This window comes from Actinophytocola algeriensis, assembly GCF_014203735.1.
GTDB classification, from domain to species: domain Bacteria; phylum Actinomycetota; class Actinomycetes; order Mycobacteriales; family Pseudonocardiaceae; genus Actinophytocola; species Actinophytocola algeriensis.
This window is the reverse complement of the sequence record NZ_JACHJQ010000009.1, coordinates 263,770-288,442: the sequence shown is the minus strand read 5'-3', so window position 1 is coordinate 288,442 and position 24,673 is coordinate 263,770. Positions and strand designations below refer to the sequence as shown.

The window sequence follows — 24,673 nt, the reverse complement described above, 5'->3', positions numbered from 1 at the left end:
CCTCGCTCGCGGACAGCTGTCACGCGAGCCGGTGCACGCGGGCACTACTGCGGAGATCCGCTGGCCGGGCACGGTGTGCGGCATGAACGCGATAGAGGTGACCGGCCTGACGCACGTCTACGGGGACGTGGTCGCGGTCGACGACGTCGGCTTCACCGTCGCCGAGGGCGAGGTGTTCGCGCTGCTCGGCACGAACGGCGCGGGGAAGACGACGACGCTGGAGGTCGTCGAGGGCTTCCTGCGGCCCGCCGAGGGGACCGTGCGGGTGCTGGGGCGCGACCCGCGCACGGAGCGGGCGGCACTGGCCCCGTCGATGGGGGTGCTGCCGCAGGAGTCCGGGCTGATCGGCGAGCTGACGGTGGCGGAGACCCTGTCGCTGTGGCAGCGCCTGTCCAGCAGGAAGGACTCCCCCGCCGAGCTGATGGACCGGCTGGCGCTCGCGCACCGCGCGGACGTGCAGGCCGAACGGCTGTCAGGTGGCGAACGGCGGCGGCTCGACGTGGCGCTCGCGGTCTGGGGCCGCCCTCGGCTGGTGGTGCTCGACGAGATGACCGCGGGCCTGGATCCCGAGTCGCGGCAACGCGTCTGGGCGCTCGTCGAGGACCTGGCGGCGACCGGCACGACCGTGCTCATGACCACCCATTACCTCGAGGAGGCGGAGGCGCTCGCGGACCGGGTGGCGATCATGCACGCCGGGCGGGTGCGGGTCGCGGGGACGCTGTCGGCGGTGCTGTCGTCCCGGCCCGCGCGGATCACGGCCACACTGCCCCCGGGTTTTCCCGCGCTGCCCGCGGTTTCCGGCACGGTCGACCTCGACGGCCGGGCGCTGGCCGTCGAGACGGAGGCGCTGCAGGACGACCTGCACGCGCTGCTGGTGTGGGCGGACCGGCACGGGCTGCGGCTCGACGGTCTCAACGCGACGCAGGCCTCGCTGGAAGAGGTCTTCCTCGAGCTCGCCTCGGCCAGGATGGGGGCGGCGTGATGCTCCAGCTTTCCCTCGTGGAGCTCCGGTTGCTGCTGCGCAGGCGGATCACGGCGTTCTCGGTCGTCGTGGTGCCGGTCGGGCTGGCCGCGCTCGTGCTGTTCGGGGAACGCCCCGGCAGCACCGCCGAGTGGGGCCGGCTGCTGTCGACGCACGTCGCGCTGCTGATGATGATGTCGGTGTTCCTGGTGAGCGTCACGGTGTTCACCTCGCGCCGCCAGTCGCGGGTGCTGAAGCGGCTGCGCACCACGGAGCTGTCCGACGCGGCGGTCCTCGGCGGGGTGCTGCTGCCGGTCGTGGCGGTGGGGCTCGCGCAGACGGTGGCGTTCCTGGTGTTCTGCATCGCGACCGGTGCGCCCGCGCCCGGTGATCCGGCGGCGGTCGTCGCGGGCGTGCTGCTGAGCGTGGCGGTCGCGACCGCGGCCGGGGTCGCGACCGCCTGTCTCAGCAGGAGCGTGGAGGCGACCCAGGTGACCGGCACGCCGGTGCTGCTGGCCGCGGTGGCGAGCACGTTCCTCACGTCGTCGAACGATCCGGCGGTGGCGGCGCTGGGACTCGCGATGCCGATCGCGGGCCCCGCGGACCTGGTGGCGCGTGGCTGGTCGGCGGGCGCCACCGTCGCGGACGTGCCGGTGGTGCCGCTGGACCTGGCGTCGACGGTGCTCTGGCTCGCGGTGGCGGGCTTCGTGTTCCACCGCGCCTTCCGCTGGGAGCCGCGTGCCTAACGGTGCACGTCGTGCAGGTGGTGGAGCGGGTCGTGGATGAAGTAGCGGGCGAAGGTGTCCACGGTGAAGTGGGCGCCGTCGCTGCGGATGCCGGTGCGCTGCCACTGGTCGCTGGACACCTCGGCGAAGCGGTCGGCCAGCAGGTTCGCGGCCGCGGTCAGCTCGTCGGCGACGGTGGCCGGGTCCTGCTCGCCGTAGCGGTCCGCCACGGCGGTCGCGTCCTGGTCCCAGTTCGGGTAGGCGGGACCGTCCTGTGTGAGCATCAGGCGGAGGCGTTCGGTGTAGACGCGGCACGTGTCGCGCACGTGGGCGGCGTACTCGAGCGGTGACCACGTGTCCGGGTCCGGCCTGGTGCCGACGTCGTGGCGGGCGAGGACGTCCCGCCACGCCACCGCGTTCGCGCGGAGCATGGCGGGTATGTCGTCGTGGTCGAACGTGCTGGTGTCGAGCCCGCACTCGGGGCACGGACGGTCCAGGACCCAAGTCCAGTCCTTGGTGTCGGGTTCCATGGCGTCAGCTTGGGCGAGACGCGGGCCCGGCACCAGCAACGGTTCCTTCATCGTTCGTCAAGCAGTACTTCAGATCCCGCAGTTCGGGGCGGACCAGAACCGGTTCGACCGCAGCGCCACGTGGACGTGGTCGTTGTGGTCGGGGTAGCCGGGGCCGAGGATCTCGGTGAAGCCGTGGTTGCGGGCCTGCTTGGCGATCGTGCAGAAGCCCTGGGAGCCGGCGCCGAGGTCGGCGGCGTCGCCGTACATGTGGCGGCTGGTCGAGGAGCCACCCGCCGCGTTGTTGCACGCGACGCTGCGGAAGCCGCTGTTGACGACGAGCGGGCGGTCACCGAGCGCGTGGCGCAGGGCCTCGAGCTTCCACATGGTGACGCGGGCGTTGGCCTTGGCGGTGGACGCCGAGACCATGCCGCCCGACCAGTCGCTGTTGCAGCGGTTCAGCTCGGCGTAGGTGAAGTGGATGGGGGTGCAGTCGTCGTCCTGCAGCGAGTAGATCTTGCTGAAGGTCGCCGGGCCCGCGACGCCGTCGGCGGCGAGGCCGTAGGCCTGCTGGAAGCGGACGACCGCGGACCGCGTGGCCGGGCCGAACGCACCGTCCAGCGCCAGCACCGCGCCGTAGCCCGGGTAGCCCGAGACGCGGATCTGGAGCTGGCGGACGTCCTCACCGGACGCACCCTCGGAGAGCGTGCGGTTCCAGGTGTAACAGCCGTCCGCGGCCTGGACGTCCTGGGCCGTGACCGGGCCGGGGTCGGCCGACGCGGCCGTCGCCACGCCGGTCACGGTGAGGAAAGTCGCCAGCAGTGCGAACAGAATTTTTCGCATCATGAGAGGAACACCTTTCGGGGCAGGGTGAAAAGGTGACCTTCGGAGACTGTCTGAGGATCATGGTTTGGTCAATGAATCACGACACGAAACCGTATTTCGGTCGTATCTCACCGGGCCGGTCGGCCTAACGAACGGACTCTTGACGGGCTAAGCCCCGGCCCGCACGCGCCTTCACACAGCGTGACCCCGCCACCCGTGCGGGGTGGCGGGGTCACCGGCCGGTTCGTCGTCACATGCCGCAGCTCGGCGCCGACCAGAACTGGCCGGAGCGCGCGGCGACGTGGGTGTGGTCGTCGTGGCCCGGGTAGCCGGGGCCGAGGATCTCCGCGAAACCGTGGTTGCGGGCCTGCTGCGCCAGCGCGCAGAAGCCCTGCGAGCCTGCGCCGAGGTCGACCGCGTCACCGTAGAGATGGCGGCTCGCCGGGGCGCCGCCGACGGCGTTGTTGCAGGCGACGCTGCGGAAACCGCCGTTCACGGTGATCGGCCGGTCGCCCATCGCGTGCCGCATGGCCTGCAGCTTCCACATGGACACCAACGCGTTGGCCCTCGCCTGGCCCGCCGAGACGTTGCCGCCCGACCAGTCGCCGTTGCAGCGGTTCAGCTCGGCGTAGGTGAAGTTGACCGGCGTGCAGTCGTCGTCCTGCAGCTCGTAGATCTTGCCGAACGTGGCAGGCCCGGCGACACCGTCGGCGGCCAGGCCGTAAGCCTGCTGGAAGCGGGTCACCGCGGCCTTCGTGGCCGGGCCGAACGCACCGTCGAGGCCGAGCACCCCGCCGTAGCCCGGGTAGCCGGCGACGCGGATCTGCAGCTGGCGGACGTCCTCACCGGACGCCCCCTCGGACAACGTGCGGTTCCACGTGTAGCAACCGTCGGCGGCCTCGACGTCGGCAGGCGTCACGGGGCCGGGATCGGCGGACGCGGGAACCACGAACACGGCCAGTGCGGCGGCCAGTCCGGTGAGGACGGCCAGGAAGGCTTTCATGGGGACGCACCTCTCATGCAGGGGTAGGTGGCGTCCCCGAAGATCACGGTGTGACATCGGCGGTGTCAACGGCTCAACGGACAAATGCCCCGCTTCGCCGATCAAGTCCCGCCATGTGTCCCACGACGATCGGCGGGCCCGGCTACCCCCGTACGCGCGCGGCCACGTCGTCGCCCGGGATGGTGGCGGTGACCGCGCTGCCCGGGTTCAGCTGGAGCCGCTTGCCTGCCAGCACCCCGGCGAGCTCCCGGCCCGTGGCCCGCTGCCAGGTCGACCAGCCCGAGGGCAGCGCCGCGTCGGATGTGAACGCCTGCAGCACCGTCTCACCCGCCTCGGTCCGCGTCACGTACAGCTCCGACGAGCCGGGCTTCTAGGCGGGGCCTGCCACCGCGTCGGAGCCGACGTAGTCGCCGACGCTGCGCGCATCCCTGCCCGCGACGTCCATGATCAGCCCCGGCACCCGGTCGGCGCCTTCGCGCAGCGCCGGCGAGAGCCGGCCGTAGATCGCGCGGAAGGCCTGCCCGAGCGGGTCGGGACCGATGCCGCCCTCGTTGCCCGCGATCGCCGACTTGCAGCCCTGCCACCCCGTGTCCCGGTGCTTGCCCTGGTCCGACAACGCCGTCACGGCGGCGGACACCACGTCCGGCACCATGTGGAACCCGGTCATGCCACCAGCTTGCGAGCGACCCGGCGCCGAGGGCAGCCGCCGTGTCCCTTTGCTGCCAAGGCGTTCCGGCAAACGAAAGGAGCCCCCGGCCTGGTGGCCGGGGGCTCCTTCGTGTGTCAGGTTCAGCGGTAGTCGCGACCGAAGTCGTAGTCGTCCAGCGGAACCGCGGCACCGGTGCCGGTACCGAACACGTCCGGGGTGTAGTAGCCGTCGTCGTAGCTCGGGATCGCGTACGCCGCGACCCGTGCCTCCTCGGTCGGCTGCACCTGGATGTTGCGGTACTTGTTGATACCCGTACCGGCCGGGATCAGCTTGCCGATGATCACGTTCTCCTTCAGGCCGACCAGCTTGTCCGACCGGCCGTTGATCGCGGCGTCGGTCAGGACACGCGTGGTCTCCTGGAAGGAGGCCGCCGACAGCCACGAGTCCGTGGCCAGCGACGCCTTCGTGATACCCATCAGCACCGGGCGGCCGGAGGCCGGCTCGCCGCCACTGGCCACGACCCTGCGGTTCTCCGTCTCGAACTGGGCCCGCTCGATGAGCGCACCCGGCAGGAACTCGGCGGAACCACTGTCGAGGATCGTGACCCGGCGCAGCATCTGCCGGACGATGACCTCGATGTGCTTGTCGTGGATGGACACACCCTGGGCCCGGTACACCTTCTGGACCTCGTCCACCAGGTGCAGCTGAGCCTCACGCGGCCCCATGACGCGCAGGACCTCGTGCGGGTCCGGCGTGCCCTCGAGCAGCTGCTGACCGACCTTGACGTGGTCGCCGTCCGCCAGCGGGCCGTCCGGCGTGGCCGCGAGGCGCTGCCGCTTCGACAGCTTGTCGAAGATGATCTCCTCGCTGCCGTCGTCCGGGATCAGCGTGATCTTCCAGAACCGGTCGCCGTCCTCGATGCGCACGCGGCCGTCCACGTCCGCGATCGGGGCCTTGCCCTTGGGCTGGCGGGCCTCGAACAGCTCCTGGACACGCGGCAGACCGGTCGTGATGTCCTCACCGGCCACACCACCCTGGTGGAACGTACGCATCGTGAGCTGGGTACCCGGCTCACCGATGGACTGCGCCGCCACGATGCCGACCGCCTCGCCGACGTCGACCAGCTGGCCCGTCGCCATGGAGCGGCCGTAGCAGGTGGCACAGACACCCACCGCGGACTCACAGGTCAGGACCGAGCGGACCTTCGCCTCGGTGACACCCGCGTTCACCAGCTTCTCGATCGCCGGGTCGCCGAGGTCGTCACCGCGGTTGAGCAGGACGTTGCCGTCCTTGTCGGTGATCTCCGTCGAGATGGACCGCGCGTAGACCGAGGTCTCCACGTGCTGGTCGCGGATGATCCTGCCGTCCGCACCCAGCTCGCCGACCTTCATGAAGATGCCACGCGTGGTGCCGCAGTCGACCTCGCGGACGATGACGTCCTGCGACACGTCCACCAGACGACGGGTCAGGTAACCCGAGTCGGCGGTACGCAGCGCGGTGTCCGCGAGACCCTTGCGGGCGCCGTGCGTCGCGATGAAGTACTCCAGCACCGACAGGCCCTCACGGAAGTTGGCCTTGATCGGCCGCGGGATGAACTCACCACGCGGGTTGGTCACGAGGCCGTTCATGCCGGACAGCTGGCGGATCTGGGTCATGTTGCCCGCCGCGCCCGACTTCACGATCGTGGGGATCGGGTTGGTGTCGGGGTAGTTGTCCTCCATGGCCTTCGCGACCTCCTCGGTCGCGTTGCCCCAGACCTTGACCAGCTCGTTGTTCCGCTCGGTGGCGGAGAGCTGACCACGCTGGTACCGCTTCTCGACCGCGTCGGCCTTCTTCTCGTACTCGTCGAGGATGGCCTGCTTCGTCGGCGGCACGACCACGTCGGAGATCGCGATCGTGACCCCGGACCGGGTGGCCCAGTGGAAGCCGGCGTCCTTGAGCTTGTCGAGCGTCCGCGCCACGGTGACCATCGGGTACCGCTCGGCGAGGTCGTTCACGATCGCGGCCTGACGCTTCTTCGGCATCGGCTCGTTCATGAACGGGTAGTCGTCGGGCAGCAAGTCGTTGAACAGCACGCGACCCAGGGTGGTGTTGGCCAGCCACGGCTGACCGGGCTCCCAGCCCTCCGGCTTGTCGGCCGGGCCCGGGGTGCGGTCGGAGATGCGGATCTTGACCGTGGCCTGCAGGTCGATCACGCCGCGGTCGAAGGCCATGATGGCCTCGGCCGGCGACGAGAACGCCAGGCCCTCGCCAACGCCCTTCTCCTTGAGACGGGTCAGGTGGAACAGACCCGTCACCATGTCCAGACGCGGCATGGCCAGCGGGCGGCCCGACGCGGGCGACAGGATGTTGTTCGAGGACAGCATCAGGATGCGGGCCTCGGCCTGCGCCTCCGCGGACAGCGGGAGGTGCACGGCCATCTGGTCACCGTCGAAGTCCGCGTTGAACGCCTCGCAGACCAGCGGGTGCAGCTGGATGGCCTTGCCTTCCACCAGCTGCGGCTCGAAGGCCTGGATGCCGAGGCGGTGCAGCGTCGGTGCGCGGTTCAGCATCACCGGGTGCTCGGTGATGACCTCTTCCAGCACGTCCCACACCGCGGGCCGCGCGCGCTCCACCATCCGCTTGGCGGACTTGATGTTCTGCGCGTGGTTGAGGTCGACCAGCCGCTTCATGACGAACGGCTTGAACAGCTCGAGCGCCATCGCCTTCGGCAGACCGCACTGGTGCAGCTTCAGCTGCGGGCCGACCACGATGACCGAACGGCCCGAGTAGTCGACGCGCTTGCCGAGCAGGTTCTGGCGGAACCGGCCCTGCTTGCCCTTCAGCAGGTCGGACAGCGACTTCAGCGGACGGTTACCGGGACCGGTGACCGGGCGGCCGCGGCGGCCGTTGTCGAACAGCGCGTCGACGGCCTCCTGCAGCATCCGCTTCTCGTTGTTGACGATGATCTCGGGCGCGCCGAGGTCGATCAGCCGCTTCAACCGGTTGTTGCGGTTGATGACGCGGCGGTACAGGTCGTTCAGGTCGGACGTGGCGAACCGGCCACCGTCGAGCTGGACCATCGGCCGCAGGTCCGGCGGGATCACCGGGATGCAGTCGAGGACCATGCCCATCGGCGAGTTGCTGGTGTGCGAGAACGCCGCGACGACCTTCAGCCGCTTCAGCGCGCGGAGCTTCTTCTGCCCCTTGCCGTTGCGGATGGTGTCGCGCAGGTTCTCGGCCTCGGCGTCGACGTCGAAGTCCGCGGCCAGCTTCTGGATGGCCTCGGCACCCATCGAGCCGGTGAAGTGGTCGCCGTAGCGGTCCACCAGCTCGCGGTACAGGAGCTCGTCCGCGATCAGCTGCTTGGGCTCGAGCTTGGTGAAGGTCGTCCAGATCTCGTCGAGCCGGTCCAGCTCGCGCTGGGCCCGGTCGCGGAGCTGGCGCATCTCACGCTCGCCGCCCTCCTTGACCTTGCGGCGGACGTCGGACTTGGCGCCCTCTTCCTCGAGAGCGGCCAGGTCGGCCTCGAGCTTCTGCGCACGCGCCTCGATGTCGGAGTCGCGCCGGTTCTCGACCTGCTTGCGCTCGACGTTCATCTCGCTCTCGAGCGTCGACAGGTCGGCGTGCCGCTGCTCGGTGTCCACCGTGGTGATCACGTAGGCGGCGAAGTAGATGATCTTCTCGAGGTCCTTCGGCGCCAGGTCGAGCAGGTAGCCGAGGCGGGAAGGAACACCCTTGAAGTACCAGATGTGGGTGACGGGTGCGGCCAGCTCGATGTGGCCCATGCGCTCACGGCGCACCTTGGCGCGGGTGACCTCGACGCCACAGCGCTCACAGATGATGCCCTTGAAGCGCACGCGCTTGTACTTGCCGCAGTAGCACTCCCAGTCCCGGGTGGGACCGAAGATCTTCTCGCAGAACAAGCCGTCCTTCTCTGGCTTGAGCGTGCGGTAGTTGATGGTCTCCGGCTTCTTGACCTCGCCGAAGGACCACTGGCGAATGTCGTCTGCGGTGGCGAGGCCGATGCGAAGCTCGTCGAAGAAGTTGACGTCCAGCACGTCGGGTCTTCCCCTTTTGTTGGTTCAAGCCTTGTAGTTCTTGGGGAGCGAGGGCGGCGGGCGCGGCTGGTTCGCCGCGCCCGCGCTCACTCAGCTAGTTCACGACGTCGTCAACAGACGGCGACTCATTGCGGGACAGGTTGATGCCGAGGTTGGCGGCAGCACGCTCGAGGTCCTCGTCGTCGCCGTCGCGCATCTCGATCGCGGCGCCGTCGGAAGACAGCACCTCGACGTTGAGGCACAGCGACTGGAGCTCCTTGAGGAGCACCTTGAACGACTCGGGGATGCCCGGCTCCGGGATGTTCTCGCCCTTGACGATGGCCTCGTAGACCTTGACGCGACCGAGCACGTCGTCGGACTTGATCGTCAACAGCTCCTGGAGCGTGTACGCCGCGCCGTAGGCCTGCATGGCCCAGCACTCCATCTCACCGAAGCGCTGGCCACCGAACTGCGCCTTACCACCCAGCGGCTGCTGCGTGATCATCGAGTACGGGCCGGTCGAGCGGGCGTGGATCTTGTCGTCCACCAGGTGGTGCAGCTTCAGGATGTACATGTAGCCGACCGCGACCGGGTACGGGAACGGCTCGCCGGAACGCCCGTCCAGGAGCGTCGCCTTGCCGTCCTGCGCCACCATGCGCTCGCCGTCCCGGTTCGGGAGCGTCGAGCCGAGCAGCCCGGTGATCTCGTCCTCCTTGGCACCGTCGAACACCGGCGTCGCGGTGTTCGTGCCAGGCGCCACGTCGGCCAGCTCCTCGGGCAGGTTCTTGGCCCAGTCCGGGCTGCCCTCGACCTTCCACCCCTGGGAGGCGAGCCACCCGAGGTGTAGTTCGAGCACCTGGCCGATGTTCATACGACGAGGCACACCGTGCGTGTTCAGCACGACGTCCACCGGGGTGCCGTCCGACATGAACGGCATGTCCTCGACGGGGAGCACCTTGCCGATGACGCCCTTGTTGCCGTGGCGGCCCGCGAGCTTGTCACCGTCCTGGATCTTGCGCTTCTGGGCGACGTACACCCGGACCAGCTCGTTGACGCCCGGGGGCAGCTCGTCCTCGTCCTCGCGGGAGAACACCCGGATGCCGATGACCTTGCCGGTCTCGCCGTGGGGCACCTTCAGCGAGGTGTCGCGGACCTCGCGCGCCTTCTCACCGAAGATCGCGCGGAGCAGCCGCTCCTCCGGGGTCAGCTCGGTCTCGCCCTTCGGGGTGACCTTGCCGACCAGGATGTCGCCGTCGCCGACCTCGGCACCGATGCGGATGATGCCGCGCTCGTCGAGGTCCGCGAGGACCTCCTCGGAGACGTTCGGGATGTCCCTGGTGATCTCCTCGGCACCGAGCTTGGTGTCGCGGGCGTCGATCTCGTGCTCCTCGATGTGGATCGAGGTGAGCACGTCGTCCTGGATGAGCCGCTGCGAGATGACGATGGCGTCCTCGTAGTTGTGGCCCTCCCACGGCATGATCGCCACGAGCAGGTTCTTGCCGAGCGCCATCTCACCGTTCTCGGTGCACGGCCCGTCGGCGACGACCTGGCCCGCGAGCACGCGGTCGCCCTCGGACACGATCGGCCGCTGGTTCACGCAGGTGCCCTGGTTGGACCGGCGGAACTTGTGCAGCTGGTACGTGCGGCGGCTGCCGTCGTCGGCCATGACCGTGATGAAGTCGGCCGACAGCTCCTCGACCACGCCGTCCTTCTCGGCGACGATGACGTCACCGGCGTCGACGGCGGCCTTGAGCTCCGTGCCCGTGCCGACCAGCGGCGACGAGCTGCGCAGCAGCGGCACGGCCTGGCGCTGCATGTTCGCGCCCATCAGGGCGCGGTTCGCGGCGTCGTGCTCGAGGAACGGGATCATCGCGGTCGCGACGGAGACCATCTGACGCGGCGAGACGTCCATGTAGTCCACGTCGAACGGCTCGATCAGCTCGACCTCGCCGCCCTTCTTGCGGACCAGGACGCGGTCCTCCGCGAAGTGGTACGCGTCGTCGAGCGGCGCGTTCGCCTGCGCGATGACGTGCCGGTCCTCCTCGTCCGCGGTCAGGTAGTCGATCTGGTCGGTGACCTGACCCTCGACGACCTTGCGGTACGGCGTCTCGATGAAGCCGAACGGGTTGACCCGCGCGTAGGAGGAGAGCGAGCCGATCAGGCCGATGTTCGGGCCTTCCGGCGTCTCGATCGGGCACATGCGGCCGTAGTGGCTGTGGTGGACGTCCCGGACCTCCATGCCCGCGCGCTCACGCGACAGACCACCCGGACCCAGCGCCGAGAGGCGGCGCTTGTGGGTCAGGCCCGCGACCGGGTTGGTCTGGTCCATGAACTGCGACAGCTGCGAGGTGCCGAAGAACTCCTTGATCGCCGCCACGACGGGCCGGATGTTGATCAGGGTCTGCGGCGTGATCGCCTCGACGTCCTGCGTGGTCATGCGCTCGCGGACGACGCGCTCCATGCGGGACAGGCCGACCCGGATCTGGTTCTGGATCAGCTCACCCACGGTGCGCAGGCGACGGTTGCCGAAGTGGTCGATGTCGTCGACCTCGACCGGCACGTCGGTGCCGTCCTGGCCGGCCATCGTGGTCTCACCGGCGTGCAGGCGGACGAGGTACTCGATCGTGGTGACGATGTCGTCCTCGGTCAGCACACCGGCGTCGGTCGGCAGCGCGACGCCCAGCTTCTTGTTGACCTTGTACCGGCCCACCTTGGCCAGGTCGTACCGCTTGTCCTTGAAGAACAGGTTCTCCAGCAGCGTCTGCGCGGACTCCTTGGTCGGCGGCTCGCCGGGGCGCAGCTTGCGGTAGATGTCGAGCAGCGCCTCGTCGGTGCCGGCCGTGTGGTCCTTCTCGAGCGTCGCGAGCAGCGTCTCGGAGAACGAGAAACGCTCGCGGATCTGCTCGGTCGTCCAGCCGAGCGCCTTCAGCAGCACGGTGACGGGCTGGCGGCGCTTGCGGTCGATGCGGACACCCACCGTGTCGCGCTTGTCGACGTCGAACTCGAGCCACGCGCCGCGGCTCGGGATCACCTTGGCGACGAAGACGTCCTTGTCGGTGGTCTTGTCGACGGACGTGTCGAAGTACACGCCGGGCGAACGGACGAGCTGCGACACCACGACGCGCTCGGTGCCGTTGATGATGAACGTGCCCTTGTCCGTCATGACCGGGAAGTCACCCATGAACACGGTCTGGCTCTTGATCTCGCCGGTGCCGTGGTTGGTGAACTCGGCCGTCACGAAGAGTGGGGCCGCGTAGGTCATGTCCTTGTCCTTGCACTCCTCGGTCGAGGCCTTGACCTCGTCGAAGCGCGGGTCGGAGAAGGAGAGGGACATCGAGCCGGAGAAGTCCTCGATCGGGGAAATCTCGTTGAGAACCTCTTCGAGACCACCGACGGGGGTCTCGTCACCGGCGTCGACGCGGCGCTGGAACCACGCCTCGTCACCGGTGAACCACTGAAACGATTGGATCTGCAGGTCGAGCAGGTTCGGCGTGCCCAGCGGCTCGCGGATCTTCGCGAACGAGACCCGCAACGGCGCGCCTGGGATGCCAGAGTTCGACATGGTGGAGTTGGTCGCAGCAGTGGCTTGGGTCGCGCGGGAGACTGCCAAGATGCGTCCTTCCAGGACTATGTGCGGTTGAGCAGCCTCGTCAGCAACTGCATACGGGGCCGTTCAGGGGTGCGGTCGTGCCCAACAGCTTAGGGCATGCGAAATTGGGCAGCGCAAAGGGGCAGTCTAGCCAAAGAGTCGGCGACTGTCTACACCCGCGCTCAACCATCCTCCCGCTGAAGGCGTGCTTGGGGAATAGCGTGACCCCGACGTGGCCCTGAGTCAAGATGCCGCGCCATGTTCTCACGGCTTGTTCAGGTCGGATGCCGGCGCTGTCCGAAGGATGGATCAGCAGGTGAGCGCTGGTGAGCCGGGGTCGGCGCCGGGTCGGGGCCGGGAGGGATGACGATCTCCCGATCGGGCGTGGCGAGCATTCTGGAAGTGTGCGCAACGTCACCTTGATCTTGGGTTTGCCCAGGCCGCGCTCGGCCCTTCCGGCGCGTTCGGGACCTGTCCGGTGCCGTGCCCGCGCCTCAGCACTTCGGGGCTGGTTTGCCGTTGAAGAGGGGCTGGCCGAACATGTCGAACTCGGTGATCTTCCAGTGGTCGCCCTGCTTGGCTGCGTGCACCGAGAACTGGCCGCCCACCGCGACGGTCTTGTTCACGTCCACGCGGGTGGACAGCTGGTCGATGTAGACCAGGGCCTCCGCTCGTTCGCCGTCGATGCGGACCAGGGCCAGTTCGCGGACCGTGGTGTCCAGGACGATCTTCTGCTGGGGGGCGTACTCCTTGACCTCGCCGAACAGCAGGTTGTACTCGCACAGGGCCTTGCCGACCAGGTTCTCCTTGACGGCCTTCTCGGTCGAGTCCAGGTCGGTGTAGTTGTAGCTGAACGTCTGCTTGATGGCGTTCGTGAGCTGGCCCTTGACCTGGCTCGTCGCGGCGGAGTCGGTGAGGGCCGTGTTGGGGTCGCCGCTGGTCAGGTCGTCGGTCTGGCCGCGGAAGAACACCGCCAGCGCACCCAGCACGACGGCCACCACGGCCAGGACGACCGCGACGGAGATCTGGCGCTGGTCCTTGGTGCGGGCCGGGCGGTCGTCCAGGCGTGCGAACCGGGACCTGCGCTCGGTGCCCGCGTCGCTCTCGGCGCTGGCCAGGTTGTCGGGGCGGGCCTTGCCGGTCGAGCGGCGCTTGCCTGCCGGACGGCTGCCCGCGGCCGGGACGGTGCGGGGTGTGCGGGTGGGCCTGGCCTCGGCTTCGCCGTCCTCGCCGTCCTCGCCGTCCTCGCCGTCTTTGGTGACCGGCGGTGGCTCGGCCGCGGCCGCCGCGGCGCGAAGGGCCTCGATGTCGGTCTCGTCCTCGGCGTCCACACCGTCGGTCTCGGCGGCGTCTGCCTCGGCGGCGTCGGTCTCGGTGCGGCGGGCCGGGGGCTGGCCCAGTACGCCGTCCAGCACGCCGGAGACGCTCTCGTTCTCCCGCTCCGGCTCGGTGGTCTCCGGCTCGGCGGGGATCTTGGGCTGTTCGGTGGTCTGCTCGGCCGCGCTCTCGGGGTGGCCGGGGCGGTTGCCCAGCCCGGCGACCTTGCGGCGGCGGACCGGAGGTGTCTGTCCCGCGCTCGGGTTCGGGCGGCGGCGGTGCGGTGGCACGTCGTTCTCCCCTTACTGACCCGGCTGCAGGTACGGGACCTGACCGATCTCGTACAGCTTCCAGCCGTCGTCGGTGCGCTGGAGTTTGGCCGCGAGCCGCATGAACTTGTCCTTCGGCTCCTCGCCCTTGACCGTGACGTTCACCTTCAACGCCACCAGCACCGAGGCCTGGCCCGCGCGGTCGTCCAGCTCCGAGACCGCGGACGACAGGACCGTCGCCTTGGTGACCGACTCGGCGGCCACGATCGCGTCGCGGCTGGTCGCCTTGCCCTTGACCACCTCGTCGTGCAACGGGCCCGTGGTGGCGGTCTCCCAGTCCTTCAGGCCCGCGTCCACCTTGCGGTAGTCCAGGGTGTTCATCGTGACCACCGCGGCCTGGCCGACGCGGTTCACCTCGTCCCGGACCCGCGAGTACTCGAGCGAGTCGTCGTTCGCCGCGTTGAACCACGCGACGCCGAACCACCCGGCGACCGCCGCGGCGGCGACCACCAGCGCCACGGCCGCCGTGAGCAGTACCTGCGGGAGCCTGCTCTCGCGCTCGGCGGACTCCTCCGCCTCGGTCTCCGTCACGGGTTCCACCTCGGGTTCCACCGCTGACTTCACGGACACTCCAGACATATCAGCTCGGCAGACCGAGCAGTGCGGCGAGGCCCGGCTGGGTGCCACCCGGCAGGCTCACCGTCCCGGGCAGGCCGTCCAGCGGGCTCACGGGTCCCTGCGCCGCGCCGCTGACCGGCGGCATCGCGGGCTGGTCCTGTGCCACGGGCTTACCACCGTAGGGCGCGTTCGCCGAACCGCGCACGTTGACGGGGCTGCCCGGTGGCTCCGCGCAGTAGGTCTGCGGCGGTGTCTCCGGCGACGGGGTGACCTCGTTGCCGTTGCGCCGCTGCGTCTGCTCGTAGCCCTGCGTGCACGGGGGCGGGTTGAACAGGTTGAGCGCCAGACCGAGGTGCGCCTGGCCGGGGTCGTCGGCGAGCAGGCCCTGCCCGGCCGCGCTGAGCAGCGGGTACGCGACCAGCAAGTACTCCGCGCCGTCCTTGCGGGCCCGCAGGATGTCCGACGTGGTGAGCAGGTTCGCGACCGTCACGCCCAGGCCGGGACCGGACTCGGCGAGCAGGTTCGAGACCTGTGCGGCCACCTTCGGGCCCTCGGCGATCAGCCTGCGCAGGTCGGGGTCGGACGTCTTCAGCTGCTCGGCCAGCAGGTTCAGGTCGTTCGCGAACGACGTGATGTTGCCCGCCTGCACGTTCTGCGTGTCGAGGACCGTGCCGCCGTCCTGGATCAGCGCGATGGTCTGCGGCAGGTGCTGCTGGGCCATCGCCGTGAAGTCCCGCGTCGAGTCGAGCAGGATCTGCAGGTCGTCCCCGGTGCCCGCGAACGCGCGGTCCAGCTCGTCGACGACCGTGCGCAGCGACTCGGTCGGGACCGAGCTCGCCAGGCTGTCGAGGTCGCGGATGACCGTGTCGGTCGAGACCGGGGTGACCGTGCGGTCGGCCGCGATCACCGACGCGCCCGACAGGTACGGGCCGTCGTTCGCGCGTGGGCGCAGGTCGACGTACTGCTCACCGACCGCGGACCGGTTCGCGACGACCGCGTCCAGGTCCGACGGGATCTCCGGCGCGTCCGGGTCGATGTTCAGGTCGACCTGGAGGCCCTCCTCGGTCAGGTGGATCTCCCCCACCCGGCCCACGTTGTAGCCGCGGTAGGTGACCTCGGCGTTGGTGAAGATGCCGCCGGACTCCTCGAGGTTCATCTTCACCGTGTAGCCATCGGCGCCGAACACGCGGCCGAGGTCGGTGAACCGGAACGCCGCGTACACGATCGCGACGATCGCGATCACGAAGAACGCGATCAGCTGGAGCCGAACTCTCCTGGTGAGCATTACGACGCCCCCTCGCAGGCTCGGTGCCGTCGTGAGTGTCGATGGTTCGCTCCGCAAGCTCCGCTCACTACCGGCCACCTCCCCCGAGCAGCCCACCGAGCAGGCCACCGAGACCGTCGCCGCCGCCGGACGGCTGTTCCGTGCCGGGGATCGGCAGCAGCGGGCTGTCCGCCCCGCCTTCCTGCCCCTCGATGAGACCACCCACGATCGGGATGTCCTGCAGCGGGTTGCGCCTGCTGCGGGACAGGTTGTCGAGGATGGTCTGCAGGTTCAGGTCGATCTTGGCGTACAGGTTGAAGTAGTCGCCCTTCACGCCGTGCACGGCCTCGTCGCTGAACGGGATGGTGAACAGCAGCTCCAGCGACTTCGGCAGGTCGGTGCCCGCCTCCCCCAGCTTCTGCAGCGCGGGGGTGAGCGCCTTCAGGTCGGCGACGATGTCCTCCTGGCTCGCGTTCACGGTGTCGACGGCCACGTCCGACAGCGACTGCAGGCTCTGCAGCATCGTCACCAGCTGGCTGCGCTGCTGGTTCAGCACCTCCAGGCCGGGGCCGAGCGAGTCGATGGCGCCGGCCAGCTGGTCCTTCTCCGCGGACAGCGTGGCGGACAGCTTGTTGACGCCGTCGATGGCCTGGGTGATGTCGTCCTTGCTCTCATCCAGTGTGGACACCAGCGTGTCCACACTGGCCAGCGTGGCGCGCAGGTCCGGTTCGCGGCCCTCGAGCGCGTTGTTCAGCTCCTGCGCGATGTTCTGCAGCTGCTCGACGCCGCCGCCGTTGAGCAGCATGGACAGCGCGCCGAGCACCTCCTCGATGTCGGTGTTGCGGTTGGTCCGCTCGATCGGGATGCGTGCGCCATCGGCCAGTGTCCCCTGTGCCTTGCCGGACGGCGGCGAGGACAGCTCGACGTACTTCTCGCCGAGGAGGCTGGACTGGCGCAGCATGGCCAGTGCGTTGGCCGGCAGCTCGACGTCGCCGTTCACGCGCATGGTGACCTCGGCGCTCCACCCGTCGGGCGCGAGCTGGATGTTCTCCACCCGGCCCACCGGCACTTCGTTGACCTTCACGCCGGACTGCGGCACGAGGTCCAGCACGTCCCGGAACTCGGCCTTCACCGTGTACGGGTGGTCACCGAGGTCGGCGCCGCCCGGCAGCGGGATGTCGTAGATGCCGGTGAAGGAGCTGCAACCGGACAGCATGAGCACGGACGCGGCGGCCGCGACGGTTCGTTTCATCCTCCCGCCGCCCCCTCGCAGGCTCCGGGACGGCGCTGTGCCGGATGGTTCGCTCCGCAAGCTCCGCTCACTCATCAGTTGCCCCCCTCGATGCTGCCGGGGATGGGCAGCGGCGGCGCCGTGCCGTTCTGCAGCGCGGTCAGCACCTCGGCGGCCGACGGCAGCGGCACGAGGCCCTCGACCAGCGGTTTCAGCTGGTCACACGTGTCCGCGAGCACCTGGGGCAGGTCGTTCGGCGTGCCCTGCCGGACCAGGTTGCACAGGGTCACGATCGGCGGCTGCGCCAGGTCGTTGAGGTCGGCGCGGGCGTCGAGCGTGCCGGACGAACCGTTGTACGAGTTGATGATGTTGGACAGCGCGAGCGGTGCGACGTCCAGCACCTCCGACAGCGCGGCCCGCTGGTCGACGAGCACCTGGGTGATCGACGCGAGCTTGTCGACGTTGCCCTTGAGGTGTGCGCGGTTGTCGTTGATGAACTGCTGCACGGCGCCGAGCGCGATGCCCAGCTGCCGCACCGCGGCGCCGAGGTCCTCGCGTTCGTCGGCGAGGAACGCCGTGACGTCGGCGGCCTGCGCGCTGAACTCGTTCACGGCCGCGTCGTTCGCGGCGAGGGCGGAGGTGAACTTCTGCAGGTTGTCGACGGTCGCGAACAGGTCCTCGTCGCTGCCGGACAGCGTGCGCGCCATCTGCGACAGCTGCGTGATCGTCTGGTTGAGCGCCGCCCCGTTGCCGTCGGCGTTCGCCGCGAGCGTGTTCAGCAGGTCGGCGAGCGCGCCGTCCTTGTTCACCCCGTTGGGGCCGAGGGTGACGCTGACGCGGTTGAGGCTCGCGTACAGGTCGTCGACCTCGAGCGGGGTGGCGGTGCGCTCCTTGCCGATGACCGTGCCCTCGGCCATGGCCTGACCGCCGGTGAACACCGGCGTGAACTGCACGTACCGGTCGCTGACCAGCGACGGCGAGACGATCACGGCCTTGGCGGTGGCGGGGATCCGCACCGTGCGGTCGACCAGCATGTCGACGCGGACGGTGTCGCCGTTCGGGGTGACCTTGTCGACGTGGCCGACCTTCACGCCGAGGATCCGCACGTCGTTGGCTTCGTACAGGCCGACGACGCCGGTGAACACGGCCGAGTACCGCTTCTGGTTGCCCTCCACCAGCAGCCACCAGAGGAACAGGGCGACGACCAGTGCGAGCACGACCGCGATGGACACCCCGCGGGCGAGATCCCTGCTGAACCGGGAGGCGAATGTCATGGCGCCCCCTCGCAGGCTCCGGGACGCCTCGGTGTCATCACCGCTCCGCAAGCTCCGCTCACGAGGTCCTCCCGAGGCAGCCTTCTTCGTTGATCGGTCCCAGCTGCGGTGGCAGCAGGCCGCACAGGTAGTTGTCGAACCAGCGCCCGTTGCCGACCGCGTTGTTGAACAACCGCACGAACGGGGCCATGTTCTTGATGCCCTTGCCGAGCGCGTCCTGGTTGCGGGCCAGCATGCCGGTCAGCTGGTCGAGGCTCTCCAGGACCGGCCCCAGCTGCTCGTTGTTGTCGTCGACCAGGCCCTTCAGCTCCTTGGACAGGGCCTGTGTGCCCTCGAGCAGCGTCGAGATCGCGTCCCGGCGCTTGCCGATCTCCTCCAGCAGCAGGTTGCCGTCCTGGAGGAGCTTCACGACCTCGGCGTCCCGCTCGGCGAGCGTGTCGCTGATCTTGTGCGTGTTGGACAGCAGCGTGGCGAGCTGCTGGTCGCGGCTGGAGATCGTGGTCGACAGCTGCTGCAGACCGGTGAGCGCGCCCCGCACGTCGTCCGGGGTGTCGCTGAACGTCTCCGCGATGACCTCGAAGCTCTGCGCGAGCTGGGTCGTGTCGATCGCGTTCGTCGTGTCGGCCAGGCCGCGGAACGCCTCGAGCACGTCGTAGGGCGCCATCGTCCGGTCCCTCGGGATCGGCATGGCCGGGTCGAGCACGTCCCGGCCCTCCGGCTCGAGCGCCAGGTACTTCTGGCCCAGCACGTTCTTGATCTTGATCGCGGCGAGCGACCGGTCGCCGACCCACGCGTCCTTGACCTTGAACGTGACCACGACGACCGCGCCGGACAGCTCGACGTCGCTCACCTTGCCGACCTTGACGCCCGCGATGCGGACCTCGTCGTCGGGCGACAGGCCCGCGGCCTCGCTGAACTCGGCCGAGTAGCTGGTGCCGCCGCCGACGATCGGCAGGTCGTCGGAGAACATCGCGACCGTGAACCCGAGCGCGATCACCACGATCCCGGCGATGCCGATCGGGATCGGGTTGCGGGAGCGGAACGACCTCATCGGACACACCTCTCCGGGGTCGCCGGCGTGAGCGGCACCTCGATCGGCTGGGTGATGATCCCCGGGATGCCGATCGAGCCCGACATCGAGCAGACGTAGAAGTTGAACCACGAGCCGTAGCTCACGGTCCTGGTCAGCTTCGCGGTCTTCTCCGGCAGGAACTGGATGAAGTGCTCGACGACCGCCTCGCTGTCGTTGAGGTTGTTCACCAGCCCACCCAGCGCCGCGATGTCCTCCTTGAGCGGCTGGCGGGCCTGTTCGAGCAGCCCGGCCGTGGTGTCGGTCAGCCCGCCGAGCGCCTCGATCGCGTCACCGATCGGTTCGCGGTCGGCGGCGAGCCCGGACACGAGCTGCTGCACCTGGACGATCAGCGTGGACAGCTTCTGGCCGCGCTCGTTGATCGTGGTCAGCGCGTTGTTGAGGTTGTTGATGACCTCGCCGATCACCTTGTCCTTGCCTGCGATCGCGGACGTCAGCGACGCGGTGTGGGCGAGCAGCGACTCGACCGTGCCGCCCTCCCCCTGCAGGACCTGGACGATCTCGTAGGACAGCTTGTTGACGTCGTCCGGCGACAGCGCGCGGAACAGCGGCTTGAACCCGTTGAACAGCTCGGTCAGGTCCAGTGCGGGCCTGGTCTGTTCGAGCGGGATCGTGTCACCGGGTTCGAGCACGGCGTTCGGGTTGCCGCCGCTGCCCTGCGACAGCGACACGTACCGCTGGCCGACCAGGTTGCGGAACTTGATCTGCGCGATGACGTTCTTCGGCAGCTTCTTGCCAGCGCTGACGGAGAAGGTGACCTCCGCCTGCTTGCGGTCGACGATGCCGACCTCCTCGACCTGGCCGACCCGCACCCCGGCGATGCGCACGTCGTCGCCGGGCAGCAACAGGGTGGCGTCCGAGAACCTGGCCTTGTAGTCCTGCGTGTCGGACAGGTTCACGTTGGCGATGCTGATCGCGAGCAGCGCGGTCGCCATGACCGTGACGACGGTGAAGATGACGAGCTTGACCAGCGGGCCCGCGATGCCCAGCGCACTCCCTTTTGTCATGGCCGCTCCTCGCAGGCTCCGAGCGGCCACGGTGCCCGATGGTTCACTCCGCAAGCTCCGTTCACCGCACCGTCACCTCCGCACCGCGGAACATCGGGCCGAGCAGCAGCGTCGACCAGCCCGGCACCTGCCCCGGCTCGACACCCATGCCCGGCGCGATCAGCTGGGCGAGGAACTCCTGCTCGGCCGGGGTGTTCGCGATCGAGTCGGCACTGGTCAGCGCGTTCGGCTCGGTCAGGTACTCCTCACCGTTCGCGGGTGGCAGCAGGCCGTCCTGCTGCGTCCGGTTCTGCGGGCCGTGCGAGGTGCCGTCCTGCAGCGGGCCGTCCGGCGGCTGGTCCGGGAACGGGCTGCCCATCTGCTTCGGGTCGTAGCAGCGCGGGCCGCGGTGCTCGTTGAACTCCGGGGTGTCCTTGCCGGGCTCGTACTTGCCCTTGTTCACGACGACCTCGATGGTCGCGTGCAGACCGGGCGCGTCGGTGCCCCCGCCGAACACCGGCTTGGCGGCGTCGACCAGTGCGGCCATCTGCTTCAGGAAGCACGGGTAGGACGGCGAGTACTTCGCCAGCAGCTCCAGCGTGTCGCGGGAGCTGTCGGCCAGGCGGATCAGGTTGTCGGAGTTGGCTCGCAGGAAGGACTCCAGGTCGCGGCTGGACATCGTCAGGTCGGCGAACAGGGCGTCCAGGTTGGCGCGCTGCTCGTACACCGTGCGCGAGGTGACGGTCAGGTCGTCGAGCGCGGACACGAAGTCCGGGATGGCCTCGGTGTAGGTGTCGCTGACCTCGACGAGCGCACGCAGGTCGTGGGTCAGCTGCGGCACGTGCGGGTTGATCTCCTCGACCAGCTGCCCCAGCTCCACCAGCGTCTGCCCCAGCTGCTCGCCTCGGCCGTCGAGCGCGGTGGAGATCGCGGTCAGCGTGGTCGACAGCTTCTGCGGCTGGACCGCCTGCAGCACCGGCAGCAGGTGGTCCAGTGCCTGCGACAGCTCCACGGCGGGCGCCGACCGGTCCTGCTCGATCCGGTCGCCCTCGCCGAGCGAACGCGAGTCCGGGTCCTCGGGGATCTGCAGCGCCACGTACCGGTCGCCGAACAGCGTCTTCGGGATGAACCGCGCGGATACGTTGCGCGGCAGCAGGTCCGCCTTCTCCGGGTCCAGCGCCAGCTCCAGCACCGCGCCCTCCGCCGTCGGCGTGATGGCGCGGATCTCGCCGACGATCAGCCCTCTGGCCTTCACGTCACCGAGGACCTGCAGCTGGTTGCCGATCTTGTCCGTGGAGAGCGAGACCTTCACCACCGGCGTGAACGCCTTGTTGTACATGGCGATCGACAGGCTCACCAGCGCCGCGACGAGCACGATGAAGCCGAGGCCGAGCAGCCGCCGCCGTACCGTGCCCCACGCGCCGCGGCTCACGACTGTCCTTTCGCTACGGAAGCTGCGCTCATCCCGCGATCCTCACCGTCGTCGTCGTGCCCCAGATGGCGAAGCCGATGAAGAAGTTCAGCAACGCCGCCGTCACGATCGTCGTCCGCACGGAGCGGCCCACCGCGATGCCGACTCCCGCCGGGCCGCCGGAGGCGCGGTAGCCGTAGTAGCAGTGCGTCAGGATGATCACCACACTGAAGATCAGCACCTTGCCGAAGGACCAGAACACGTCCTGCGGCGGTAGGAACAGGTTGAAGTAGTGGTCGTACGTGCCCGCCGACTGGCCGTAGAAGTAGACGACGATCGTGCGGGACGCGAGGTAGCTCGACAGCAACCCGATGATGTACAGCGGGATCACCGCGATGAAGCCCGCGATGATCCGGGTCGTCACCAGGAACGGCAGCGACGGCACCCCCATGACCTCGAGCGCGTCGATCTCCTCCGAGATCCGCATCGCGCCGAGCTGTGCGGTGAAGCCCGCGCCGACCGTCGCCGACAACGCGAGGCCCGCGACCAGCGGCGCGACCTCGCGGGTGTTGATGTAGGCCGACGCGAAGCCCGCCAGCGCGGAGGTGCCGAGCTGGTCGAGGGCCGCGTAGCCCTGCAGGCCGACCACCGTGCCGGTGAAGACGGTCATGCCGACCATCACGCCGATGGTGCCGCCGATGACCGCGAGCGCACCCGACCCGAAGCTGACCTCGGCGAGGATGCGCATCGTCTCGCGCATGTACCGGCGCAGCGTGCGCGGGATCCACGCGAGTGCGCGCAGGTAGAACGACAGCTGGTCGCCCAGCGTGTCGAGGAAGTTCAGCGGGGCGTTCGCCACCCGCCGCGCGGTGTCTCCGATCGCCATGTCAGCTGCCCTTCTGCGGTACGACGGACAGGTACACGGCGGTGAGCACGAAGTTCACGAAGAACAGCAGCAGGAACGTGATCACCACGGACTGGTTGACCGCATCGCCGACGCCCTTCGGACCACCCTTCGGGTTGAGGCCCCGGTAGGCGGCGACCACCCCGGCGATGAAGCCGAAGATCAGCGCCTTGATCTCCGAGATCCACAGGTCCGGCAGCTGCGCGAGCGCGGAGAAGCTCGCCAGGTACGCACCCGGCGTGCCGCCCTGCAGGACCACGTTGAAGAAGTACGAACCGAGCACACCGACGACGCTGACCAGGCCGTTCAACAGGACGGCGATCACCATCGCGGCGAGCACGCGCGGCACGACCAGGCGTTGGATCGGGTTGACGCCCAGCACCTCCATCGCGTCGATCTCCTCGCGGATGGTGCGGGCGCCGAGGTCCGCGCAGATCGCCGAGCCGCCCGCACCGGCCACCATCAGCGCGGTGACCAGCGGCGCCGCTTGCTGGATGATCGCGAGCACCGCGGCCGCGCCGGTGAACGACTGCGCGCCGAGCTGGACGATCAGCGACCCCAGCTGCAGCGCGACGACCGCGCCGAACGGGATCGCGACCAGTGCCGTCGGCAGGATCGTGACGGACGCGATGAACCAGCACTGCTGGACGAACTCGCGGACCTGGAAGGGCCGCCGGAAGGTCTGGACGATCACGTCCAGTGCGAGGGCGAAGAGACGGCCCGTCTCGCGAAGCGCGCCTGCCCCGGGAAAGCTCGCCGGTGCGGGACGGGTGGTCATTGACCACCCCGCGGCTCGCGGTAGTTCGAGGTGGGCAGCTCGGCGACGTTCAGGTCACCCGACGCCGGCTGCCAGCCGCCGTCGCCGTTGCGCGGGTGCGGGCTCGGCCGGAGCGCGGTGGTGGCACCAGCACCGGCGCCGTACCTGGCCCGGTCCTCCTCGGTGAGCGAGTCGCGGATGCCCTGCTGCGCGGCGGGCGGCAGCGTGTGGAGGATCGACATGACCCGATCGAGGCGGCGGCGCACGCCGGCGCGTTCCCCGAGCCCCGGGGTCGGCTGGATCTGCGGCACGACACCACGCACGTCGTCGGTGCCGCCGTCGTGGTGACCGGCGTCGACCTGGGCCTGCTCGGCGGCCATGGTGGCCTCGTCCTTCTCCTCGGACATGCCGATCGGGCCGATGCGCGAACCGTTGAGGAACTGCTTCACGACCGGTTCCTCGCTGGTCAGCAGCACCTCGCGGGGCCCGAACATGATCAGCTCGCGGCGGAACAGCATGCCGATGTTGTCCGGCACGGTCCGCGCGAGGTTGATGTTGTGGGAGACGATCAGGATCGTGGCGTCGATCTGCGTGTTGAGGTCGATCAGCAGCTGCGAGATGTAGGAGGTGCGGACCGGGTCGAGGCCGGAGTCCGGCTCGTCGACGAGGATGATCTCCGGGTCCAGCACCAGCGCGCGGGCCAGGCCCGCGCGCTTGCGCATACCGCCGGAGATCTCACCCGGCAGCTTCTTCTCCGCGCCGTTGAGGCCGGTCATGTCCAGCTTCTCGAAGACGACCTTGCGGATCTCCGACTCGGACTTCTTCGTGTGCTCGCGCAGCGGGAAGGCGACGTTGTCGTACAGGTTCATGGAGCCGAACAGCGCGCCGTCCTGGAACAGGACGCCGAACAGCTTCCGGATCTCGTAGAGCTTGTGCTCCGAACAGGTGACGATGTCCACGCCGTTGATCTCGCAGCGGCCGCGGTCGGGCTTGAGCAACCCGATCATCGACTTGAGGAACACCGACTTGCCCGTACCTGACGGGCCGAGCATGACGCTGACCTCGCCAGGAGGAAGCGTCAGTGTCACGTCCCGCCAGATGGTCTGGCGACCGAAGGACTTCGTCAGGCCCTCGACGACCACCTCGGCGCCCATCGAACCTCCCGCTCAAGCTGATGGCGAGCTCCGCAAGCTGCGCTCGCGGCTTCTCGCATCCCCGACTATGTGTAGAACGAGCGTGTCCCATGTGGGTTACTGGCCGGTTAGGCCATGA

General features: G+C 69.1%; 20 protein-coding genes. 2 read left to right on the top strand and 18 right to left on the bottom strand.

What is annotated here, in order from left to right; genetic code table 11:
* Positions 1-82: 82 nt before the first annotated feature.
* Both FHR82_RS37365 and FHR82_RS37360 read left to right on the top strand, forming a co-directional pair.
* A complete protein-coding gene (locus FHR82_RS37365; RefSeq protein ID WP_184815348.1) occupies positions 83-982 on the top strand; it encodes an ABC transporter ATP-binding protein in 900 nt (299 codons plus the stop codon).
* Entirely contained in the window at positions 982-1,707 is a 726-nt protein-coding gene (locus FHR82_RS37360; protein WP_221464757.1) for an ABC transporter permease, read from the top strand. The genes FHR82_RS37365 and FHR82_RS37360 overlap by 1 nt, the downstream gene beginning before the upstream one ends.
* Here the strand turns inward: FHR82_RS37360 and FHR82_RS37355 are convergent.
* The 18 genes from FHR82_RS37355 to FHR82_RS37270 form a co-directional block, all read right to left on the bottom strand.
* Positions 1,704-2,216, bottom strand: coding sequence for a DinB family protein (locus FHR82_RS37355; RefSeq protein WP_221464756.1), 513 nt, complete (start codon positions 2,214-2,216; stop codon positions 1,704-1,706). The genes FHR82_RS37360 and FHR82_RS37355 overlap by 4 nt on opposite strands.
* Positions 2,217-2,285: 69 nt before the next feature.
* Positions 2,286-3,041, bottom strand: coding sequence for a D-Ala-D-Ala carboxypeptidase family metallohydrolase (locus FHR82_RS37350; protein WP_184815345.1), 756 nt, complete (start codon positions 3,039-3,041; stop codon positions 2,286-2,288).
* 229 nt (positions 3,042-3,270) lie between these two features.
* A complete protein-coding gene (locus FHR82_RS37345) occupies positions 3,271-4,023 on the bottom strand; it encodes a D-Ala-D-Ala carboxypeptidase family metallohydrolase (RefSeq protein WP_184815344.1) in 753 nt (250 codons plus the stop codon).
* Between the two features lie 142 nt (positions 4,024-4,165).
* On the bottom strand, positions 4,166-4,369 hold the full coding sequence (locus tag FHR82_RS37340) for an SseB family protein (protein WP_184815343.1): 204 nt from the start codon (positions 4,367-4,369) through the stop codon (positions 4,166-4,168).
* A 24-nt stretch (positions 4,370-4,393) separates the two neighbouring features.
* Positions 4,394-4,690 carry a hypothetical protein gene (locus tag FHR82_RS37335; protein WP_184815342.1) on the bottom strand — a complete coding sequence of 99 codons (297 nt, stop codon included), beginning with the start codon at positions 4,688-4,690 and terminating at the stop codon, positions 4,394-4,396.
* 122 nt (positions 4,691-4,812) lie between these two features.
* Complete coding sequence (locus FHR82_RS37330; protein ID WP_184815341.1) at positions 4,813-8,712, bottom strand: DNA-directed RNA polymerase subunit beta'; 3,900 nt, start codon at positions 8,710-8,712, stop codon at positions 4,813-4,815.
* A gap of 94 nt (positions 8,713-8,806) precedes the next feature.
* Positions 8,807-12,301, bottom strand: coding sequence for a DNA-directed RNA polymerase subunit beta (gene rpoB / locus FHR82_RS37325; RefSeq protein WP_184815340.1), 3,495 nt, complete (start codon positions 12,299-12,301; stop codon positions 8,807-8,809).
* 473 nt (positions 12,302-12,774) lie between these two features.
* Complete coding sequence (locus FHR82_RS37320) at positions 12,775-13,887, bottom strand: hypothetical protein (RefSeq protein WP_184815339.1); 1,113 nt, start codon at positions 13,885-13,887, stop codon at positions 12,775-12,777.
* A 12-nt stretch (positions 13,888-13,899) separates the two neighbouring features.
* Positions 13,900-14,457: a hypothetical protein gene (locus FHR82_RS37315; RefSeq protein ID WP_184815338.1), complete on the bottom strand. Its 558-nt coding sequence runs from the start codon at positions 14,455-14,457 to the stop codon at positions 13,900-13,902.
* 49 nt (positions 14,458-14,506) lie between these two features.
* Positions 14,507-15,769 (bottom strand): MCE family protein, encoded by a 1,263-nt coding sequence (locus tag FHR82_RS37310; protein ID WP_184815337.1) that lies wholly within the window; start codon positions 15,767-15,769, stop codon positions 14,507-14,509.
* 67 nt (positions 15,770-15,836) lie between these two features.
* Positions 15,837-17,000, bottom strand: coding sequence for an MCE family protein (locus FHR82_RS37305; RefSeq protein ID WP_184815336.1), 1,164 nt, complete (start codon positions 16,998-17,000; stop codon positions 15,837-15,839).
* Positions 17,001-17,074: 74 nt separating this feature from the next.
* Positions 17,075-18,253 carry an MCE family protein gene (locus tag FHR82_RS37300; protein ID WP_184815335.1) on the bottom strand — a complete coding sequence of 393 codons (1,179 nt, stop codon included), beginning with the start codon at positions 18,251-18,253 and terminating at the stop codon, positions 17,075-17,077.
* Positions 18,254-18,311: 58 nt separating this feature from the next.
* Entirely contained in the window at positions 18,312-19,304 is a 993-nt protein-coding gene (locus FHR82_RS37295; RefSeq protein ID WP_184815334.1) for an MCE family protein, read from the bottom strand.
* Positions 19,301-20,350: an MCE family protein gene (locus FHR82_RS37290; protein ID WP_184815333.1), complete on the bottom strand. Its 1,050-nt coding sequence runs from the start codon at positions 20,348-20,350 to the stop codon at positions 19,301-19,303. The genes FHR82_RS37295 and FHR82_RS37290 overlap by 4 nt, the downstream gene beginning before the upstream one ends.
* A gap of 61 nt (positions 20,351-20,411) precedes the next feature.
* Complete coding sequence (locus FHR82_RS37285) at positions 20,412-21,761, bottom strand: MCE family protein (protein WP_184815332.1); 1,350 nt, start codon at positions 21,759-21,761, stop codon at positions 20,412-20,414.
* A gap of 28 nt (positions 21,762-21,789) precedes the next feature.
* Positions 21,790-22,626 carry an MlaE family ABC transporter permease gene (locus tag FHR82_RS37280; RefSeq protein WP_184815331.1) on the bottom strand — a complete coding sequence of 279 codons (837 nt, stop codon included), beginning with the start codon at positions 22,624-22,626 and terminating at the stop codon, positions 21,790-21,792.
* Position 22,627: 1 nt separating this feature from the next.
* Positions 22,628-23,422 carry an MlaE family ABC transporter permease gene (locus FHR82_RS37275; protein WP_184815330.1) on the bottom strand — a complete coding sequence of 265 codons (795 nt, stop codon included), beginning with the start codon at positions 23,420-23,422 and terminating at the stop codon, positions 22,628-22,630.
* Complete coding sequence (locus FHR82_RS37270) at positions 23,419-24,555, bottom strand: ABC transporter ATP-binding protein (RefSeq protein ID WP_184815329.1); 1,137 nt, start codon at positions 24,553-24,555, stop codon at positions 23,419-23,421. Before FHR82_RS37270 ends, FHR82_RS37275 begins: the two co-directional genes overlap by 4 nt.
* Positions 24,556-24,673 lie beyond the last annotated feature (118 nt).

Coding starts and splice junctions, on each gene's coding strand:
- FHR82_RS37310 (WP_184815337.1), bottom strand. CDS start 15,769: ATGCTCACCAGGAGAGTTCGGCTCCAGCTGATCGCGTTCTTCGTGATC.
- FHR82_RS37335 (WP_184815342.1), bottom strand. CDS start 4,690: ATGACCGGGTTCCACATGGTGCCGGACGTGGTGTCCGCCGCCGTGACG.
- FHR82_RS37290 (WP_184815333.1), bottom strand. CDS start 20,350: ATGACAAAAGGGAGTGCGCTGGGCATCGCGGGCCCGCTGGTCAAGCTC.
- FHR82_RS37345 (WP_184815344.1), bottom strand. CDS start 4,023: ATGAAAGCCTTCCTGGCCGTCCTCACCGGACTGGCCGCCGCACTGGCC.
- FHR82_RS37360 (WP_221464757.1), top strand. CDS start 982: ATGCTCCAGCTTTCCCTCGTGGAGCTCCGGTTGCTGCTGCGCAGGCGG.
- FHR82_RS37270 (WP_184815329.1), bottom strand. CDS start 24,555: ATGGGCGCCGAGGTGGTCGTCGAGGGCCTGACGAAGTCCTTCGGTCGC.
- FHR82_RS37365 (WP_184815348.1), top strand. CDS start 83: ATGAACGCGATAGAGGTGACCGGCCTGACGCACGTCTACGGGGACGTG.
- FHR82_RS37355 (WP_221464756.1), bottom strand. CDS start 2,216: ATGGAACCCGACACCAAGGACTGGACTTGGGTCCTGGACCGTCCGTGC.
- FHR82_RS37350 (WP_184815345.1), bottom strand. CDS start 3,041: ATGATGCGAAAAATTCTGTTCGCACTGCTGGCGACTTTCCTCACCGTG.
- FHR82_RS37280 (WP_184815331.1), bottom strand. CDS start 22,626: ATGGCGATCGGAGACACCGCGCGGCGGGTGGCGAACGCCCCGCTGAAC.
- FHR82_RS37300 (WP_184815335.1), bottom strand. CDS start 18,253: ATGACATTCGCCTCCCGGTTCAGCAGGGATCTCGCCCGCGGGGTGTCC.
- FHR82_RS37305 (WP_184815336.1), bottom strand. CDS start 17,000: ATGAAACGAACCGTCGCGGCCGCCGCGTCCGTGCTCATGCTGTCCGGT.
- FHR82_RS37275 (WP_184815330.1), bottom strand. CDS start 23,422: ATGACCACCCGTCCCGCACCGGCGAGCTTTCCCGGGGCAGGCGCGCTT.
- FHR82_RS37295 (WP_184815334.1), bottom strand. CDS start 19,304: ATGAGGTCGTTCCGCTCCCGCAACCCGATCCCGATCGGCATCGCCGGG.